This is a genomic window from Clostridium lacusfryxellense, from assembly GCF_018861735.1.
In the GTDB taxonomy this organism is placed as follows: domain Bacteria; phylum Bacillota; class Clostridia; order Clostridiales; family Clostridiaceae; genus Clostridium_AD; species Clostridium_AD lacusfryxellense.
The window spans coordinates 17,144-35,388 of sequence record NZ_JAHLEB010000033.1 but is presented as its reverse complement, the minus strand read 5'-3'; the positions used below and the strand labels follow the sequence as shown (position 1 = coordinate 35,388).

The window sequence follows — 18,245 nt, the reverse complement described above, 5'->3', positions numbered from 1 at the left end:
AGAGATGGAATATAATAATGTGTTAAAAAACGATAGTAACAAAATAGGCAGTATCATTGGTAAAATAGTTTTGTACATAGCGCTTATAGCGCTTGCCATCTTATGTTTTTTACCATTTTTTATAATGATAATTAATGCTACTCATACTAATGCTGAAATCGCTACAACCTTGTCTTTAAAACCAGGAACTGCATTAATGGTAAATTATCATAGATTACTAGAAAGCCAACCTATATGGAATGGATTACTCAATAGTATAGTAATAGCAACTGCAGTTACAGCAGTAAGTGGTTATTTTAGTGCATTAACTGCCTATGGTTTTTCAAAATTTAGATTTAAGGGAAATAAGATTCTGTTTTGGGTACTACTAGGTACAATGATGGTGCCAACTCAATTGGGTATGATAGGATTATTTCAATTAGTAAAACATATGGGTTTACTTGATTCATATGTGCCTTTAATAATACCAGCTATAGCAACTCCTGCATCTGTATTCTTTATTAAAGGATATACAGATGGTGCAATAAGTAGGTCACTTATAGAAGCTGCTAGAATTGATGGGTGTAATGAACTTACAATATTCAATAAAATAGTATTGCCTTTAATATTCCCAAGTGTTGCTACAATGTCTATATTCACATTCATTCAAACTTGGAATAACTTCTTAATACCTCTTATATTGTTATTTGATCCTAATAAGTTTACACTTCCTATAATGGTGATGCTTGCAAGGGGAACATATAAGACAGAATATGGTGCAGTTTTCACAGGTGTTGCAATCTCTATTGTACCTATAATGATAGCATTTATTTTCTTATCAAAGAAAATAGTCGGGGGACTAACAGTGGGTGGAGTAAAGGGGTAATATATTATTAGTGTATATTAAGTTGAAATTTATCAAAATAATGACAAAATCATTATTAAGTTGTATATAAAACAAAAAAAATGGGGTAACATTTAAGAATAACAAAGAGCTGTTGAAATTTATTTCAACAGCTCTTTATTTTTCTCGATTTATTGTTATATTTTTATAATATAATTCTAGTTGCTAATTGTTAAGCTGTTAGTATCAATATCGTTTTCACGAAAAAATGCTTCGATTTTTGAGCGTGTTTCAACAAGCAGTGACTTAATAAGTTCAGATTTTTGTGGTCCCATACGAAATGAAGGAATACTAACACTTAAGCCAGCTACGATGTCATCTCCTTTAAATAAAGGAACACTAATGCAATGAATATGTTCAGTGATTTCCTCTTGTTCATAGGCTATATTTGTTTCACGTATTTCGATCAGTGTTTTTTCTAATACATTAAAATCCGTAATTGTATTTTTAGTATAGGACTTAAGACCGTCTGGGTAGAGTGCTTTTATTTCGGAGATGCTTTTCCTAGAAATTAAAATTTTTCCTATAGCTGTGCAGTATAGAGGCAGTCTTTTCCCAACATAGGATACAAGACGAATTGCTTCATCTGAGTCAGCTTTTGCAACATATAAAACCATATCTCTGTCTAAAATGCCAAGTTGGCATATTTCACCACTTTTTTTTACTACATATTTCATTTCAATCTGTATAAACTGGAGAACATTCATATCGCTAGTATATGAAGAACCTGCTGAAAATGCAGCAACGCCAATAGTATATTTTGAAGTGTTTTTATCAGAAAAAATAAATTTTCTCTGAGCCATTGTGCGAATGACTGGAAAAATACTGCTTTTAGGAGCGCCAATGGCCTGTGATATTTCAGTAAGAGTTAAACCATCAGAATTTGTAGCTAGTAGCTCAAGTATATTTAATACTCTAGCAGTTGGTCGATGCTCTGATTCCTGCATGCATTGTCTCCTCCTTGTTCTTATCTGATATAAATTATATCAGAATACGCGAGATAAAGCTAAAAAAGACGGGTTTTATAAAATTAAATTAGTTATTTTAATAACAAACGTTGTTGACTAACAAAAATCAATGTGGTATAGTAAATTTATTGAGTTCGTTAATGCGTTTTAAGTTCGTAATTACGAACAAAGTGAAGTCGTAATAAGGAGGTAAAATAAGTTGATTGGCAAAAATCTTGAAAAAATATTTTCTTTAGATGGAAAAGTAATTGTTTTAACAGGTGCAACAGGTGGCATAGGAAGTGTCTTGGCCAAGACCTTGGCTAGCGTAGGTGCGGATATGGCACTATGTGGTACAAGCATCAAAAAGCTGTTGAAGCTTGAAGGAGAAATTATTAATTGTGATGGTAAAGCAAAAAGCTTTGAACTTAACATAGCTGATATGGAATCTGTAAAAGAATGTGTCAACAGAATTAGACAAGAGTATGGCAGAATTGATGTTTTAATCAATTGCGCGGGAATTAATAAAAGAGAAGGTCTTTTAGATGTTGAAGAAGACACTTATGATAAAATTATGGATGTTAACCTAAAGGGATTATTTTTCTTGTCTCAAGAAGTTATAAAGATTATGATTAAAGCTAAAAAAGGTAATATTATTAATATGGCATCACATAATTCAGTTGGGATGCTAGGTGGATGTAGTGTCTATGGAGCTACTAAAAGTGCTCTTTTAGGAATAACTAGATCAATGGCAGTTGAACTAGCACAATATGGAATTAGAGCAAACGCTATTGCCCCTGGTCATATTTTAACACCTCTAACAAAAATTACTTGGGAACATCCTGATCGAAGCAAGTTTTTAAGGCAGCGAACTGCTATGGGTAGACCAGGAATTCCTGAAGAACTTGTAGGACTAACAATTATGTTAGCATCTGATTCATCAAGTTTTATGTCAGGTATGGTTTATCATGTGGATGGTGGGTATTTGGCTGGAGGAAGTCCTTGGAATTATGATACTCAATATTAATGATAATAACAAGATTTAAATCTGTATATAGCGTTACATAAGTAAAAATGATATTATTAGTATATTATAATTAAGAAAATTATTTTAAATAATATACTAAAATGGAGTGATTATAAATAAAAATGGCTATAAAACAGGTTAAAAAAATAAATGTAGGTGAACAAGTGTTTTCACAACTTAAACAGCAGCTTTTAGATAATGAGTGGAACCAAGGTGAAAAGATTCCATCAGAAAATGTCTTAGCGGAAGCATTTGGAGTTAGTCGTGTAACTGTTCGACAAGCAATACAGAAACTTGTGATATTAGGATTACTTGAGACAAGACTAGGTGAAGGATCATTTGTAAAAGAAGCAAAAGCAGGGTTATATATGAATACAATTATTCCAATAGCCTACCTTGGAAAAAATTCTTTTGAGGAAGTATTGGAGTTTCGAAGGAAAATAGAAGGTGCAGTTGCTGAGCTAGCGACTGAAAAAATTACTGAAAATGATATTAATGAACTTGAAAATTGTTATAAGCAAATGGAATTTTATAAGGATGATTTAGAGATGTTTTCAAAGACAGACTTTGAATTTCATATGATTATTGCAAAAGCGTCAAAAAATTCATTATTCATTGAAATATTTAATATTATGAATGATGTATTAAGAAATGCTATGCTTAAAGTAGTTATTAAGAAGGGTAATTCAGCAGGTCTTTATTATCACAAATTATTATTAGAGACTATAAAAGAGCGAGATCCAAAACATGTAAGAAGAGTGATGGACGAACATATGGAAGATAACGTTAGTTCGTTTAATATGTATGGGAAGGAAGAAGAATAAGAATTTCTATCTTTCTAAGAAATAGGCTGTATGACAACCTACAACATACAGGATAATATTGTAATCGATTTTAAGTAAACGTTATTATATAGAATAAAGGAAGATTTACAAAATTAGATAATATAAAAATACAAACTAATAAAGACATTAGGGGGTACAATATTATGCTACCAAGTACATTTATATTCATTTTAATCGGTGCAGTGGTATTACTTATGCTTTTGATTTTAAAATTTAAAATGAATCCAGTTCTAGCAATATTGCTCGTAACAATTCCTATGGCAATTCTCCTTGGTAATTCACCAACAAAAGCAATAGAAGTTATTAACAACGGCTTTGGAGCAACCCTTTCAGCTATCGGTATTGTTATTATTTTGGGCAGTATTATAGCAGTTATTGTTCAGGATACAGGTGCAGCTATACCAATGGCAAATTTCTTTGTGAAGATAGTACATGGTAAAAATGTTGAACTTGCTCCAGCTATGGCAGCATTTATACTTTCAATTCCGGTATTTGGTGATATAACAACACTTCTTATGGCGCCAATAGCTAGTACACTTGCACAAAAACATGAAATAAGTATGGCTAAAATGACAGTTTTTATATGTGCAGCATTAAATATTACTCATTGCTTAGTCCCACCAACACCAGGTATTTTAGCAATTACTCTATTAATAGGTGCTGAGTTAGGTCAAGTTGTGTTATTTGGTACAGTTATAGGTCTTGTAGGATTCTTTATATTTTACTTGCTACTCAGGAAGTGGGCAGGAAAAGAAATGATACACCCTATTGATGAGTATATTGAAAGTAAAGAAGAAACAGCAACAAAAAATCATAATTTACCATCCACAATTCACTCGTTTTTACCTTTATTCTTACCTGTAATATTAATTACAGTTGCTTCTTTTATAAAGGTTTCTTTTGATCCAAATAGTACAGCTTATATGATTATTACATTTCTTGGAGATAGAGTAATTGCATTACTTATAGGTGTAGCAACTGCAATGACACTAGTAATTGGTAGAACAGAAAAAGTTAAGGAAATAGCTAGAAAACATGATCCAAAACTAGGAAAAGATTGCTCTATACTTGAGTGTATATTCAATTCTTGGGTAAATAGAGCACTAAAGATGGCAGTAATTCCACTGCTTGTAACAGGAATGGGTGGAGCTTTTGGTAAGGTTCTTGCAGCAGCTCCAGCAGCTAAAGATTTAGCAAGCATAATAGCTGGATCAGGGATACCAGCGCTAGTAATTCCATGGTTGATCGCTATGGTTATGATGGCATGCTTAGGTTCTATGACAATGGCTCAAATGACAGCAGCAGCTTTAGTTATACCGTTAATACCACTACTTCACATATCACCACTAGCTGCAGTATTGGCTATCGGGTCAGGTGCAATTGGACCTAATCATGTAAATAACAGTGGGTTTTGGGTATTCAGTGGTTTCTATAATTTAAATCCTAAGCAGGCATTAAAGTATATAACATTTCCTAGTGTAGTTATTAGTATAATTCTATTCTCTCTTGTATTCGTATTTAATTCATTAGGTTTATTAGGATAGTTTAAAATATAAAATTTAATAGAAAAGGAGATTTTAATTATGACTAACATAAAACAAAAAAGTATTCCGGAAAGGCAATTATGGGCACAGTTTGACGCTTTGCAACTTGGTACAGGATGGGATGAAGAAGATATTAAAAAACCACAAATTTTGGTAGAAGATGTATATGGAGACAGCCATCCTGGTAGTGTTCATTTGAATAAACTTACAGAACAAGTGAAATACGGTGTTTTTGAATCTGGTGGCTTTCCAGCACAATTTCATGTAACCGATATATGTGATGGTTGCGCACAAGGACACAATGGTATGAACTATATATTAGCTTCTCGTGAAGCAATTTGTGATATGGTTGAGGTTCATGGCTGCGTTTGTCCTTGGGATGGTATGATTTTAGCATCTTCATGTGACAAATCTATCCCTGCACATTTAAAAGCCGCAGCTAGACTTGATATACCGACGATATTTATTCCGGGTGGAAGCATGAGAATTGGTCCCAATATGACAACATCTTTAGTTGCTGGAGACATTGCTCTACGTCAAAAACGTAAAGGTCAAATTACAGATCAAGAAGTTAGAGATTATAAATTAACTGGATGTCCTTCTGCAGGTGCTTGTACATTTTTAGGGACAGCTAGTACCATGCAATGTATGGCAGAAGCGCTTGGTTTAGCTTTGCCAGGATCAGCTCTTATGCCAGCAACGATGACAGATATTCTTCGTAACTCTCGAAAAGCGGGTAGAGAAATTATGGGATTAATAGAAAAAGATATTACTCCTAGCAAGATATTAACTAAGGAAGCATTTATAAATGCTATTATCGTACACAGTGCTATTGGAGGATCTACTAATGCAACTATTCATCTACCATCTATAGCATTAGAGCTAGGAATAGAATTAACGCCTGATTTATTTGATGAAATTAATCATAAGATACCACACATTGGAAATATTAATCCAAGTGGTTCACAGTTAACTGAATCATTCTGGTTTGCAGGAGGTATTCCAATGGTACAACTTATGCTTAAGGAGTACTTAAACCTTGATGTTATGACAGTTACAGGAAAAACTTTAGGCGAAAACCTTGAGGATTTAGAGAAAGAAAATTTCTTTGACAGAAATCTTGGTTATTTAGCTAATTATGGTCTTAAACGTGAAGATGTAATTTTTCCACTAGAAAGTGTAAAAGAAATCGGTTCAATTGCAATACTCAAGGGGAATATAGCTCCAGAAGGTTCTGTAGTTAAGTATTCTGCATGTGTTGAAAGTATGTTTGTTCATAAAGGTATTGCAAGAGCATATAACTCCGAAGAAGATGCATACAATGCAGTTGTTAATGGTGATATTAATCCAGGTGATGTATTAGTAATTAGGTACGAGGGACCCCGTGGGAGTGGTATGCCTGAAATGTTAATGACAACAGAAGCTATTGTTTGCGATAAACGTTTAAATGGTACAGTTTCATTAGTAACTGACGGTAGATTTTCAGGTGCAACTAGGGGTGCTGCAATTGGTCATGTGTCTCCGGAAGCCGCATCAGGTGGGCCAATAGCTTGGATTGTTACAGGGGATATTATAGAATACAACATGCATGAGCGTACATTAAATGTTGTTGGTATAGACGGAGTTGAAATGTCTCTTGATGAGGTTGATAAAGTATTTAATGAGAGAGCTAAAGAAGGCGTTATTCCAAGACCAGCAAGAACAGGTCTATATAGAAGATATACAACTTCCGCATTATCAGCAATGAAGGGCGCTGGATATTAGTATACAAATTAAATTAAATTAAATTAAATTAAAAATGTGAAAAGGAGTGTTTATAATGACAGCAAGATTTTTAACACCAGTGGTAACATTATTCGATGAGTTTGGAAAATTAGATATACAATCAAATAAAAATGTTTATGATCATCTTATTAAAGGTGGAATAGATGGCATAGTTGTAATGGGAAGTACAGGTGAATTCTTCAATATGCCAATGTCTCAACAAAAGGAACTTATTGATTTAGCTGTAGGATATATAAATAAAAGAACAAAAGTTTATATAGGGACAAGTTGTATGTCAATTGAGGATACAATAGAAATGGCCAACTATGCTCACAATGCAGGTGCTGATGCTGTAATGATTATCAGTCCTTACTACTTCAGTCTTTCTGATGAGAGTATAGAATATTTTTATAATACAGTGGCAGCAGCAACAGAGGCAAACATTTATCTATACAACTTCCCAGATAGAACTGGATATGATTTATCAAAAGAAATTACACTTAGGCTAGTTAGAAAAAATAAGAATATAGTGGGATACAAGGATACAGTGATGGTAATGGCTCACACAAGAGCATTAATATCATTAATAAAATCAGAGTTCCCTAATTTTGATGTTCTGTCGGGTTTTGATGAAAATTTAGTACACAATATTCTTTGCGGTGGCGGTGGATGTATAGGTGGACTTTCAAACCTTGCACCTGAAATCTTCTCTGGATGGATAAAGGCTGTTAATAATAAAGACTTTGATAAAATGGCTGAATATCAAAAGATAGTTGATAAAATGATGAAGCTTTATGATATAGGAACCCCTTTTATACCAATAGTAAAAAAGGCAATGATGGTAAGAGGAATTGATGTGAAGGATTACTGTACTAAACCATTCCTTCAGGCTAATGAGAAACAAACAGAACAGATTATAGCTGTTATGAAAGAAATTAACCTTTTATAAAAAAAATATATATTAAAGGAGAATTTAATTATGAGTATTTACTACATTCCATCAATTAATTTACTTGGCAGAGGGTGCCTTAATGAAGTTAAAAATCCAATTAAATCATTAGGAGCTAAAAAGGCATTCATAGTTAGTGACAAGTTTTTATCATCTAATGGAACTGTTAAAAAAGTAACAGATTTGTTAGATGAAATAGGAATTGAATTCATTATATATGACGATGTTAAACCAAATCCTACTGTAACTAATGTTAATGTTGGGCTAAAAATCCTTAAAAAAGAAAACTGTGATTTCGTTATTACAATTGGTGGAGGATCACCACAAGACTGTGGTAAAGCTATATCTATTCTTGCTACTAATGGTGGTGTAACTAAAGATTATGAAGGAGTAAATAAAACAATACAGAAGTGCCTTCCAATAGTTGCTATAACTACAACAGCAGGAACTTCTGCAGAAGTTACAATCAATTACGTTGTTACAGATGAAGATCGTCATGTGAAAATGATTATGGTTGATACTAACTCACTTGCAACAATTACTGTTAACGATCCAGAACTTATGCTTAGTAAACCAGCTGCTTTAACTGCTGCAACAGGCATGGATGCATTGACTCATGCTGTAGAGGCTGTAGTTGCAAAAGGTGCATATGATGTTACAAATTCAACTGCTTTGTATGCTATAAAACAAATATTTGATTTCCTACCTAGAGCTGTAAAGGATGGAAGTGATATTGAAGCTAGAGAACAAATGTGTTACGCGTGTTTTTTAAATGGCATAGCTTTTAGCAATGCTGGACTGGGTAATGTTCACGCTATGGCACATCAACTAGGTGGTTTATATGATTTACCACATGGCGTATGTAATGCAATGCTTCTTTCTATAGTTCAAGAAGAAAATGCTAAAGGTGTTCCTGCTAAATTCCGACCAATAGCTGAAGTAATTGGAATGGATATTGCATGCAAATCAGATCAAGAATGTGTTAACTTCGTAATTAATAAAATTAAATCTCTTTCAGAAGAAGTTGGAATTCCAAAGTCCTTAAAAGATATTGGAGTAGATAGCCCTAATTATGAATTGCTTGCTGAAAATGCAATGAAGGATGCTTGTGCAGGAGCGAATCCCGTGTTTTTCAGTAAAGAGAAATTAATTGAGTTATTCAAGAAAATAGCTTAATTTGAATTCTTGAAAATAATAACTAGGGCTTCGCAAAATGCGAAGCCCTAGTTATTATTTTAATTTGTAAAAAGCGCTACTTGCTTTAATCTTCAGCAACCTTTTCAACATCCGGTTTAGGCATGTTTTTGCCTCCCCATTCACACATAGTATCTAATATTGGGAGTAAACTTTTACCTTTCTCTGTCAATGAATACTCAACTTTAGGTGGGATTTGATGATATTCTTCTCGGAAAATCAGCTTTTCGACCTCGAGTTCCTTTAATTCATGACTTAGCATTTTATGGGTAATATGAGGTACAACTTTTTTTAGCTCTCCATACCTCATTACTTTATTATCAAATAATCTGTCTATGATAATCCATTTCCACTTGCCTCCAACAATAGCCAATGTATATATTATGGGGCAATCACACTCGTCCGATGTCCAATTCGCCATTTTAACACTCTCCTTTTGTATAGTATCTACCTAAAAGGTGCATATTGTCTTTTTTAACGATACCATATATAATAATAACAAGCAAGGTAACTATAACAAGGAAGATAGAGAACAACTGAAATAGAAGGAGGAATTTAGATGAATTTTAATTATTATATACCAACAAAAATATTATTTGGACCTGGTAAACTGAATGAACTCGCAGGTGAAAGACTTCCTGGCAAAAAAGCATTAATTGTTATTACATCAGGTAATTCTGTTAAAAAATATGGTTATTTAAATAGACTTGAGACAATCTTAAAGGATAAAGGAATTGAATATACTATATTTGATAAAATATTGCCTAATCCTATAAAAACTCATGTTATGGAGGGTGCTGCTCTTGCAAAAAAAGAAAACTGTGATTTTGTTATTGGACTTGGTGGTGGTAGTAGTATTGATTCAGCAAAAGCTATTGCTGTAATGGCAAAAAATCCTGGAGATTATTGGGATTATATATTTGGTGGATCTGGAAAAGGAATGCCACTTCAAAATGGTGCTCTCCCTATTGTTGCAATAACTACAACAGCGGGAACTGGTACTGAAGCTGACCCTTGGACAGTTATAACAAAAGAGGATACTAATGAGAAAATAGGATTTGGAACAGATTGTACTTTCCCAACGCTATCTGTAGTTGATCCAGAACTTATGTTAACAGTACCTAAGAATCTTACAGCATATCAAGGATTTGATGCACTTTTCCATGCAGCAGAAGGGTACATTGCAAATATAGCAACACCAATTAGTGATGTTTATGCACTTAAAAGTATTGAATCAATAGCTAAATACTTACCTGTTTGCGTGGAGGATGGGAATAATATTGATGCGCGTACCCAAGTAGCTTTAGCAAATACTCTATCTGGCCTTGTTGAATCTACATCAAGCTGCACATCAGAGCATTCAATGGAACATGCACTAAGTGCTAAACACACTAAACTTCCACATGGTGCAGGACTAATTATGTTATCAGAATCATATTTCACATTTTTCGCATCTAAGGTTCCAGAGAGATTTGAGGCAATGGCAAAAGCTATGGGAGTTGACGTTAATTCTCTTCCTAAAGAAGAACGGCCTATGTCTTTTGTAAAAGCACTAATTCAACTTCAAGAAAAATGTGGTGTTAGTGATCTTAAAATGTCAAGCTACGGAATAGAAAAAGAAGAAATGTCTGCATTTGCAGAAAATGCCCATAGAACTATGGGAGGGTTATTTCAATTAGACCCATACACACTATCACTTGATGAAACAGTAGAAATTATGAAAAATGCATATAAATAACTTAGAAAACAAGCACAACATAAATTAAATTTATGCTGTGCTTGTTTTTTATCTTTAAAATTAGAATATATATTGCTCACCAGGTTTTCTGCAGAATAATGTAACATCACTAATTTCAGGTTGTTGTGTAATAAATCTAGTTATTCTTTCTACTCCAAAACCAGCTCCTGCAGTTTTAAATATTTCACCTTGTTTTGCAAGTTCTATATAATATCTAAAAGCATTCTCATCAGTTGCAAGTTCTCTCATTCTTAAAAGAATTCTATCTAATTTAAATTCTCTTTCTCCTCCACTTAAACCTTCGCCAAATCCTAATGGCCAAATAAGATCATAGTTTCTATAAGTTCCTAAGTTATTTAGATCTTCAGCATCATAGAATTCTCTCTTATGGTTTGTTAAGAAGAAAGGTTCTGTTGCAGCTTTTGAAGCTTCTGCTTCGAAATCATCACCATATTTTGCTTGCATTTCATCTGTACTATATTTTTTAAATGGTCCACTTATATTAAGATGATCTGTACCCACTCCAAGTCTATCTAATTCTGGAATACAGTTTTCTTTTACAAATTTAAAGATGAAAGTTATAATTTCTTCAATAAATGCAAGAATGTCTTCCATAGTTTTTTCTTTAAATTCAAAGTCTACTTGAGTAAATTCAAATAAATGTCTTGAATCACCTCTAGTTGCCATTTCAAGGCGTATGTTTGGAGATACAATATAAAGACTATCAATATCTTTGTTTAGTAAAGTCATTTGTTTATGGAATATCATTGATTTCATAACATTGAATGTTTGTTTGTTATAAGTCATTTCACATTCCTCAACACTGTGGTTTAAAGTATCTGTAATTGGAGACATCATAAGTGGTAACAACCTAGTTATTCTTCTCTTATACATAAATTCATCTACAGCTTTCAAAACTGATTGTTGAACAAATAATATATCCTTTATCTTTTTATTCTTAATTTTAGCCACGGCTGTTTCTAATAGTATTTTTTCTTCTTTTATTAATTCTGACATTATTAATTCCCCCTAATATTTTTTTGCTTTCGTTTCATCCATTGATAATATAATAATGCATTTAGCTATTTATTGCAATATATTTAAAGAAAGTTTATTATTTTTGTAAAATAGATAATTTATTAGAAAATATATTGTTAAAGTGTTAATATATTAATTATATTTGTAGTTTTTTTGATGATTTAATAATAGCTTTGGTATAATGAAATAAAGTATATAATACTAATTATCTTTTATAGTAGAAATTAGAAGGAGCTGATGTTATGGAATTAAATATTCCTGGTTTAGATGAGTTAGATTATCAAATATTAGAGATTTTAATTAAAGATTCTAGAACTCCTTATCTTGAAATTGCAAGGAACTGTCATGTAAGTGGAGGTACAATTCACGTTAGAATGAACAAAATGCAGGAAATGGGATTAATTAAAGGTACAAGACTTATATTAGATACAAGCAAACTTGGATATGATGTATGTTGCTTTATTGGAATCTTTCTTAATAAAGCATCTTCATATCCTGATGTATTAGAACAATTAAAGGAAATAAAAGAAATAGTCGAACTGCATTATACAACTGGTGCATATTCTATTTTTATCAAAGTAATGTGTAAGAGTATATCTAATCTTCAGGATCTACTAATGAATAGGTTGCAGGTAATTTCAGGAGTACAAAGTACAGATACATTTATAACTTTATCTCAACCTATAGATAGGAATATATCTCTTTAACAATCGCAAGTGTTGGCAATGCGGGAACATTATAAAACTCTAGTTAATTTAAGTATGGCACATTATAAACCCATGATAACAGAATCTATTGTTATCATGGGTTTTATAATGTGGTCAATATTTGCAATATAATAGTCAAGATGTGCAAAGATATTACATTGCTTTTGCTCTATACTAAAAGTAATGTAATATCAAATATTCAAGGGGGCCTTAATAAATGAGAAGCGCAATTGTAGGATGCGGTGGCATAGGTAATGTTCATGCTTATAATATTAATAACATGCAAGATCATAAGCTTGTAGCTTTTGCAGATATTGATTTAGAAAAAGCTAAAAAATTTGTTAAAGATTATGGTGATAGTGAAAGTAAAGCATATAGTAGTTTAGAGGAAATGCTTGAAAATGAAAAAATTGATGTTTTGCATATATGTACACCCCATTATCTACATGTTCCTATGGCAATTCAAGCGGCAAACCGAGATATAAATGTATTTATGGAAAAACCATTAGCAATTTCAGAGGATCAGGTCCATAAATTAAGAGAGGTGAATAAGAAGGTTCAAATTGGAGTATGTTTTCAAAATAGATATAACAAAAGTGTTCAATATATACGAAATCTTTTGCAAAATGGGAAAGCTGGAATAATATTAGGGGCTAGAGCAATTCTTACATGGAATAGGGAAGAAAAATATTATACGCAAAGTGGGTGGAGAGGAAGCCTTAAAACCGAGGGAGGAGGTCTTTTAATAAACCAAGCTATTCATACTTTAGATTTATTGATTTATTTTTTAGGAAAACCTAAAGCTGTTGAAGGAACTATTATAAACCATCATCTGAAAGGTATTATTGATGTTGAGGATACAGCAGAAGCATATATACAGTTTAATGAAGTTACTGCAAGTTTTTATGCAACAAACGCATTTTGCACTAATTCTCCTGTGCTACTAGAATTAGTTTGTGAAAATATGATTGTCAAAATGGAAGATACGGAGATAACGATTACGTATCCAGACAATACTATAGAAAGATTATCTTTTAAACAAGAACAGCTAGTAGGGAAAAACTATTGGGGAAACGGTCATTTTGCTTGTATAAGTCATTATTATGATTGTCTACAAAATAATAAGCATTTTCCAATAGATATTGAAGAAGCTTTTAAAGCACTACAACTGCTATTGGGTATTTACGAGTCATCTGAAAATAAGAAATTAGTTAAATTAGTTAAATAAATATAATATAGAGATTAAAATTGGAGGAGATAAAATGCAAACTGTTGATGGAATGAATTATGCACCTAAAGGAAAACCTAATCCAACTGTTAAAAAAGGAGAATTTATTTTTGCGGTCATTGCTCTTGACCACGGACATATATATGGTATGTGTAATGGTCTAACTGAGGCCGGCGGAGAATTAAAGTACGTATATGATAAAGATCCACTTAAGGTGGAGAAGTTTTGCGAGACATTTCCAGGCGTAAAAGTAGCTCAAAGTGAACAAGAAATCTTTGATGATCTAGAAGTTAAGTTGGTAGCTAGTGCTGCTATTACATCAGAGAGATGCGCCTTAGGCATACGCACTATGGATGCAGGCAAGGATTATTTTACAGATAAAGCGCCTTTTACTTCGCTTGATCAACTGCAAATGGCAAAAGATAAGGTGAAAGAGACTGGAAAAAAATATATGGTATATTACAGTGAGCGGCTTCATGTGGAAAGCGCGGTTTTTGCAGGGCAGTTAATTAAAGATGGTGCTATTGGTAAGGTATTGCAAGTTATGGGAATAGGTCCACATCGTTTAAATGCGAGTAGTCGTCCAAATTGGTTTTTTAATAAGGAACAATATGGTGGCATTCTTTGTGATATTGGTAGTCACCAAATAGAGCAATATCTTTATTATGCAGATGTTCATGATGCCACAGTAGTTAGAAGCCAGATAGCAAATTATAATCATCTTGATTATCCAGAACTTGATGACTTTGGCGATGCTATGCTTGTAGGTGATAATGGATCAACCAACTATTTTAGAGTAGATTGGTTTACCCCTGATGCATTAAAAACCTGGGGGGATGGTAGAACCATTATTCTTGGGACTGATGGATATATAGAGCTTAGAAAGTATATTAATATTGGGACAAATGATGGCGCAGATCAAGTATTTTTAGTCAATAATAAAATAGAAAAACAATATGATGTTAGTGGAAAGGTTGGTTATCCGTTCTTCGGAGAACTAATATTAGATTGCATTAATAGAACTGAAAATGCAATGACTCAAGATCATGCTTTTAAAGCAGCAGAATTATGTATTATTGCTCAAATGCAGTCAGTTAAAATTAAATAAATAAAATAATTGGTTATTTTAATTAGCTAAAACAGGCATGTTAGTACATACTAAACCTGCTTGTTTAGTGTATAATAGACATATATTAAATTATAAGAGTATAGGGAATTACATAGGGAGATGAGGCTAAGTATGAAACTAATTTCAGTGCTGCTTGTAAAGGTTATATTGCCTTTACTGTTACTTATTATAGTATTTAAGTATAATGTTATTTACGGGTTAGGTGTAGTTTTTATACTTATACTAATTGGGATTTTTTACTCTAGATCTGAGATATATGCATTTATAGGAAATAAGAAGTATATTAGTGGTAAGTACAGTGATTCAATAACATGGATGAGAAAAGCATATAATACTAAGGGTTGTATAATAAAATACAAAAATGCTTTTGGGTACTTACTTATTAAAACAGGGAACATTCAAGAGGCAGAAAAAGTTCTTACGGAACTTGAAAGTTCAAAGCTAACAAATGACGAGCAGATGATAGTTAAGGTTAATCTTGCATTATTAGTGTGGAAGAAAGGAAATATCTATCGAGCTGTAACAATGCTAGAGGATGTATATAAGGATTTTAAAAACACTAAGGTATATATAAATCTTGGATTACTTCTTACTTTACAAGGTAATCTGGAAAAAGCACTTGAGTTTAATTTGGAAGCATATGATTATAATGATTCTAGTGCTTTTATCCAAGACAACTTAGGGCGAAATTATTATCTACTTGGCATGTACGATAAGGCTCAGGAGATATATGAAAAAACTATGGCAATCAGTCCATCGTTTCCAGAAGCCTACTACAATTATTCATTAGTGCTTGCAAAAAAAGGAATGACTGATAAGGCCCTTGAATTTGCTTTAAAGTCTCTAAATTATGAGTTTATGAATATTAGTATAATAACAAAAGAAGATGCTGAGGCAAACATAAAAGAATTACAGAATGCCTTAATTAGTAAATAGAAATAACGTGTTAGTCAACTAACACGCTATATCTATTTACATCTTTTTTAAATCATATTCTTAAATTTGCCTGGTGCAATTCCTTCATATTTTTTAAATACTCTACTGAAGGTTCTAACATTAGAAAATCCAACTTCTTTTGATATCTCATCTAAATTACAATCTTTTCTTTCTTTTAACAAAATCAATGAATTACTTATTCGTGTTCTGTTAATAAAATCTAGTAGTCCATCCCCAACCTCATCTTTAAACACTTTTGAAATATAAACTGGATGAACATCAAATTTTTCCGCAAGTACAGCGACGCTTAAGTTAATATCATTATAATTTTCCTCAATAAATGGGACTACATCATTCACAACCCAATTGGAGCTACACTTATTTATTTTGTTCATATGTTTGCAAAAGGTTGCTAAAAAGATAATAAGCTGACTTTTCATTTCTTCAACTGATTTGCATGGTAAAAGTCTGCTAAGTGGGTTTAGGTCCTCTAAGAAATTATTTTTTGAGTGACTTGAAACCTCATTCACAGCTCTTATCATTGTACTTACCATATTTAACATTAAACATTGAGTTAAATCTACATTAAGGTGATTTTTACCAAAGTTTATCTCGAAAATTTCATCTACTGTTAATTTTGCACCATCATATTCTCCACATTTAATGAAATTTCTGGTTTATGAATTCTTGTGAATCCTCTACTGCCTTAAGCAAATCGGTTTTTACCTCGGCTAATCTATTTTTATTAATATTTATAAGGCATACTAAGTTGCCGTCAACTTCGATCATAAAGCCTTTGTGATTCAGGCCAATCAACTCTTCTATTATGTTTGAAAATATAAAACGAATATCATTAAAATTACTTTTACTACCGATAGGAACATCTTCTAAATATAGTAAAACAACAGAAAAAATGTTGGAATTGAATGTAATATTGTAGGAATGAAGGGCTTCAATAATTATTGTAGCAACAGTACCGATTTTATGTATCTATCCATTCCTTCAAAAGTACTTTGCTAAAGGTGTTATGATTGGAGCAGTTAAAGGTTAAGGGATCAGTTTGTAATTTAGTACGGGGTCAATTTTGTAATTATTTTAGATGAAAATATAAATTAGGAGGATAAATGATATGACAAATCAAAACAAGGTATGGGTTGAAGAAATATGGTGTAAAATTCAAAAGAAACTAACACGTACATCTCAGGAGATAGGGGTTGCCTATCCACATGTATCAACTGATGGTAAATTTGATGATATGATGAAAAGTGATATTTGTTGGTGGACAAATGGGTTTTGGCCTGGCATTATGTGGCTGATGTATGTAGGAACAAAAGAAGAAAAATATAAAACAACTGCAGAGAATATAGAAAAAGAATTAGATAAAACCTTATGTAGCTATGAGGGACTTCATCATGATGTTGGATTTATGTGGCTTACATCAGCTGTTGCCAGTTATAGAATAACTGGTAACAAAGAGTCAAAAGTACGAGGCGAAATAGCAGCGAGCTTTTTAGCATCAAGATACAATATAAAAGGGAAATACATTCGTGCGTGGAATGGTGATAATAAAGGCTGGGCAATTATTGACTGTATGATGAATATACCAATATTATATTGGGCATCAGAAGTCCAAAACGATGATAGATTTAAGTTTATTGCAATGCAACATGCTGATACTACGATGAAAAATTTTATTAGGCCAGACGGATCTGTAAATCATATTGTTGATTTTGACCATGAAACAGGAGAATTTGTGAACACTTTTAGAGGACAAGGATATGAGTTAGGTTCTTCTTGGTCAAGAGGTCAATCTTGGGCGATATATGGATTTATTCTTAGTTATATACATACACAAAAGCAAGAATATTTAGATGCTTCAAAAAGGGTTGCAAATTATTTTATCACGTGTATTGGGGGCAATTATGTACCAGATTGTGATTTCAGAGCCCCAAGTCAGCCAATAATAAAGGATACTACCGCTGGAGCAATTGCAGCATGTGGACTTATTGAAATTGCAAATAATGTCCCAGAGTATGAAAAGAAAATTTACTTAGATGCTGCAATAAACATTTTAAAATCTATGGAAAAGGAATATTGTGATTGGACAACCGATGAGCAAGCTATATTAACTATGGGAACAAAGTCATATCACGATATAAATGGTAGAAATGTACCAATTATTTATGGTGATTACTATTTTATAGAAGCTATTCTTAAGTTAAGAGGAAATAATATATTGTTCTGGTAAATGTTAAATAAAATGATTCTAGATATATTAAGTACTGCAGTTAACAAGGAAAAGAGAGTAACTAGCAA

17 protein-coding genes and 1 pseudogene are annotated in these 18,245 nt (G+C 32.4%); 14 read left to right on the top strand and 4 right to left on the bottom strand.

What is annotated here, in order from left to right:
- Positions 1-4 precede the first annotated feature (4 nt).
- The gene (locus KPL55_RS16845) at positions 5-865 is read left to right on the top strand and encodes a carbohydrate ABC transporter permease (RefSeq protein ID WP_216307908.1); all 861 of its coding nucleotides are present in this window, start codon (positions 5-7) and stop codon (positions 863-865) included.
- 176 nt (positions 866-1,041) lie between these two features.
- Here KPL55_RS16845 and KPL55_RS16840 read toward each other — a convergent pair whose 3' ends face one another.
- A complete protein-coding gene (locus KPL55_RS16840) occupies positions 1,042-1,830 on the bottom strand; it encodes an IclR family transcriptional regulator (RefSeq protein WP_216307907.1) in 789 nt (262 codons plus the stop codon).
- A 220-nt stretch (positions 1,831-2,050) separates the two neighbouring features.
- On the opposite strand from KPL55_RS16840, the gene KPL55_RS16835 reads away from it, so the two are divergent.
- From KPL55_RS16835 to KPL55_RS16810, 6 genes are all read left to right on the top strand, one after another.
- The gene (locus KPL55_RS16835) at positions 2,051-2,857 is read left to right on the top strand and encodes an SDR family NAD(P)-dependent oxidoreductase (RefSeq protein WP_216307906.1); all 807 of its coding nucleotides are present in this window, start codon (positions 2,051-2,053) and stop codon (positions 2,855-2,857) included.
- Between the two features lie 122 nt (positions 2,858-2,979).
- Positions 2,980-3,681, top strand: coding sequence for a FadR/GntR family transcriptional regulator (locus tag KPL55_RS16830; RefSeq protein WP_216307905.1), 702 nt, complete (start codon positions 2,980-2,982; stop codon positions 3,679-3,681).
- Between the two features lie 164 nt (positions 3,682-3,845).
- On the top strand, positions 3,846-5,246 hold the full coding sequence (locus KPL55_RS16825) for a GntP family permease (RefSeq protein ID WP_216307904.1): 1,401 nt from the start codon (positions 3,846-3,848) through the stop codon (positions 5,244-5,246).
- A 39-nt stretch (positions 5,247-5,285) separates the two neighbouring features.
- A complete protein-coding gene (ilvD, locus tag KPL55_RS16820; protein WP_216307903.1) occupies positions 5,286-7,010 on the top strand; it encodes a dihydroxy-acid dehydratase in 1,725 nt (574 codons plus the stop codon).
- A gap of 55 nt (positions 7,011-7,065) precedes the next feature.
- On the top strand, positions 7,066-7,959 hold the full coding sequence (locus tag KPL55_RS16815) for a dihydrodipicolinate synthase family protein (RefSeq protein WP_216307902.1): 894 nt from the start codon (positions 7,066-7,068) through the stop codon (positions 7,957-7,959).
- A gap of 30 nt (positions 7,960-7,989) precedes the next feature.
- Positions 7,990-9,135 (top strand): iron-containing alcohol dehydrogenase, encoded by a 1,146-nt coding sequence (locus KPL55_RS16810; RefSeq protein ID WP_216307901.1) that lies wholly within the window; start codon positions 7,990-7,992, stop codon positions 9,133-9,135.
- A gap of 85 nt (positions 9,136-9,220) precedes the next feature.
- Here the strand turns inward: KPL55_RS16810 and KPL55_RS16805 are convergent, their stop codons facing one another.
- Entirely contained in the window at positions 9,221-9,574 is a 354-nt protein-coding gene (locus KPL55_RS16805; protein ID WP_216307900.1) for a winged helix-turn-helix transcriptional regulator, read from the bottom strand.
- Positions 9,575-9,712: 138 nt separating this feature from the next.
- On the opposite strand from KPL55_RS16805, the gene KPL55_RS16800 reads away from it, so the two are divergent.
- Positions 9,713-10,891 carry an iron-containing alcohol dehydrogenase gene (locus KPL55_RS16800; RefSeq protein WP_216307899.1) on the top strand — a complete coding sequence of 393 codons (1,179 nt, stop codon included), beginning with the start codon at positions 9,713-9,715 and terminating at the stop codon, positions 10,889-10,891.
- 60 nt (positions 10,892-10,951) lie between these two features.
- Here the strand turns inward: KPL55_RS16800 and KPL55_RS16795 are convergent, their stop codons facing one another.
- Positions 10,952-11,908 (bottom strand): asparagine synthetase A, encoded by a 957-nt coding sequence (locus KPL55_RS16795; protein WP_216307898.1) that lies wholly within the window; start codon positions 11,906-11,908, stop codon positions 10,952-10,954.
- 263 nt (positions 11,909-12,171) lie between these two features.
- Between KPL55_RS16795 and KPL55_RS16790 the strand changes: the two genes are divergently transcribed.
- The 4 genes from KPL55_RS16790 (at position 12,172) to KPL55_RS16775 (ending at position 15,929) form a co-directional block, all read left to right on the top strand.
- Positions 12,172-12,636 carry an Lrp/AsnC ligand binding domain-containing protein gene (locus tag KPL55_RS16790; RefSeq protein WP_216307897.1) on the top strand — a complete coding sequence of 155 codons (465 nt, stop codon included), beginning with the start codon at positions 12,172-12,174 and terminating at the stop codon, positions 12,634-12,636.
- Between the two features lie 217 nt (positions 12,637-12,853).
- A complete protein-coding gene (locus tag KPL55_RS16785) occupies positions 12,854-13,864 on the top strand; it encodes a Gfo/Idh/MocA family protein (RefSeq protein ID WP_216307896.1) in 1,011 nt (336 codons plus the stop codon).
- A 34-nt stretch (positions 13,865-13,898) separates the two neighbouring features.
- On the top strand, positions 13,899-14,972 hold the full coding sequence (locus KPL55_RS16780) for a Gfo/Idh/MocA family protein (protein ID WP_216307895.1): 1,074 nt from the start codon (positions 13,899-13,901) through the stop codon (positions 14,970-14,972).
- A gap of 132 nt (positions 14,973-15,104) precedes the next feature.
- Positions 15,105-15,929, top strand: a complete 825-nt coding sequence (locus KPL55_RS16775) for a tetratricopeptide repeat protein (RefSeq protein WP_216307894.1) — start codon at positions 15,105-15,107, stop codon at positions 15,927-15,929.
- A 47-nt stretch (positions 15,930-15,976) separates the two neighbouring features.
- Here the strand turns inward: KPL55_RS16775 and KPL55_RS16770 are convergent, their stop codons facing one another.
- Positions 15,977-16,483, bottom strand: a complete 507-nt coding sequence (locus KPL55_RS16770) for a helix-turn-helix transcriptional regulator (protein WP_216307893.1) — start codon at positions 16,481-16,483, stop codon at positions 15,977-15,979.
- A 413-nt stretch (positions 16,484-16,896) separates the two neighbouring features.
- Between KPL55_RS16770 and KPL55_RS26070 the strand changes: the two are divergent.
- Positions 16,897-16,980 (top strand): annotated as a pseudogene (locus KPL55_RS26070) (carbohydrate ABC transporter permease); the annotation flags it as partial.
- A gap of 78 nt (positions 16,981-17,058) precedes the next feature.
- On the top strand, positions 17,059-18,177 hold the full coding sequence (locus KPL55_RS16765) for a glycoside hydrolase family 88 protein (RefSeq protein WP_216307892.1): 1,119 nt from the start codon (positions 17,059-17,061) through the stop codon (positions 18,175-18,177).
- Positions 18,178-18,245 lie beyond the last annotated feature (68 nt).